Source organism: Pseudomonas agronomica, from assembly GCF_025917275.1.
GTDB classification, from domain to species: domain Bacteria; phylum Pseudomonadota; class Gammaproteobacteria; order Pseudomonadales; family Pseudomonadaceae; genus Aquipseudomonas; species Aquipseudomonas agronomica.
This window is the reverse complement of sequence record NZ_JAOSHO010000799.1, coordinates 1-1,510: the sequence shown is the minus strand read 5'-3', so window position 1 is coordinate 1,510 and position 1,510 is coordinate 1. Positions and strand designations below refer to the sequence as shown.

The 1,510-nt window shown below is 62.1% G+C and carries 1 protein-coding gene; it reads left to right on the top strand.

Annotated elements, in window-relative coordinates; translation table 11 throughout:
• The first annotated feature begins 84 nt into the window (after window positions 1-84).
• Window positions 85-1,473: an oxygen-independent coproporphyrinogen III oxidase gene (hemN, locus tag OC610_RS27230; RefSeq protein ID WP_264432498.1), complete on the top strand. Its 1,389-nt coding sequence runs from the start codon at window positions 85-87 to the stop codon at window positions 1,471-1,473.
• The last annotated feature ends 37 nt before the right edge of the window (window positions 1,474-1,510 follow it).

Here is a 1,510-nt window from a genome sequence, read left to right as displayed (position 1 = left end):
CCTGAGCGTGGACGCGATCGGCAACCTGTTCGACCCCGCGCCGGATAACGCAGGCCAAAACTCTTTTGAGAAGTTGAACCTTTCATGAACGCTGCCTCCGCTTTCAATCGCGCCCTGGTCGAAAAATACGATCGTCCAGGGCCGCGCTACACGTCGTATCCCACCGCGCCACAGTTTCACCCGGCGTTCGCCATGGACGAATATCGCCAGGCCGCCCAGCGCAGCAACCAGGCCCCGGTGCCCAAGCCGCTGTCGGTGTACATCCACATCCCGTTCTGCCAGAGCCTTTGTTATTACTGCGCCTGCAACAAGATCATCACCCGCAAGACCCACCGCGCCGCCGAGTACCTGACCTACCTCAAGCGCGAAATTGCCTTGCAGGCCAGCTTGTTTGACCGTTCGCGCAAGTTGACCCAACTGCACCTGGGCGGTGGCACGCCGACCTACCTGACCCACGAACAACTGGCGGACCTGATGGACTGCCTGCACCAGTCGTTCGACATGGACGACAGCGACGCCCACGAGTTTTCCATCGAAGTCGACCCGCGCACGATCGATGCCGAGCAGGTCGAGGGCTTGCGCCGGCTGGGGTTCAATCGCCTGAGCTTCGGCATCCAGGATTTCGATGCGCAGGTGCAGGCGGCCGTGAATCGGATACAAAGCGAAGCGCAAGTCGCCGAGCTGGTGGCGGCCGCGCGGCGGGCGCGGTTCAAGTCGGTCAGCGTCGATCTGATCTATGGCCTGCCGTTGCAGACCATCGCCAGTTTCGACGTCACCCTGGACAAGATCATTGCCCTGCGTCCCGACCGGATCGCGGCGTACAGCTACGCGCACCTGCCGCAGCGGGTGAGGGCGCAACGGATGATCCGCCCCGAGGACATGCCGCCACCGGAGCGCAAGCTGGAGTTGCTGGAACTGACCATCAATCGCCTGACCGAGGCCGGCTACGTGTACATCGGCATGGACCATTTCGCGCTGCCGGATGACGAGCTGGTGCGCGCCCGTGCGGAGGGGACGTTGCAACGTAACTTCCAGGGGTATTCCACCCACGCCGATTGCGATTTGATCGGCCTTGGCGTGTCCTCGATCGGCAAGGTCGGCGACAGCTACAACCAGAACGTCAAGGAGCTTTCGCAATATTACGCGCGCCTGGACCAGGGCTTGCTGCCGGTCCAGCGCGGTTACCGCCTGAGCGATGACGACCGCTTGCGCCGTGAGGTGATCAGCGAACTGATGTGCCATGGCCAGATCGATTTCGGCCGGATCGAGGCCGGTCACGGCATTCGTTTCGCCGATTATTTTGGCGAGGCGCTGGATAGGCTCCAGGAACTGGTAGGTGATGGGCTGCTGGACATTCGCCGCGATGGGTTGGTCTTGCTGCCCCAAGGGCAACTGATGATGCGTAACGTGGCGATGGCCTTCGACGCGTACCTGGTAGGGGAGCAGACGGTGCAGTATTCGCGTACGGTTTGACCTATGTGACGGGTCCGCATTTTTGTGGCGAGGGAGC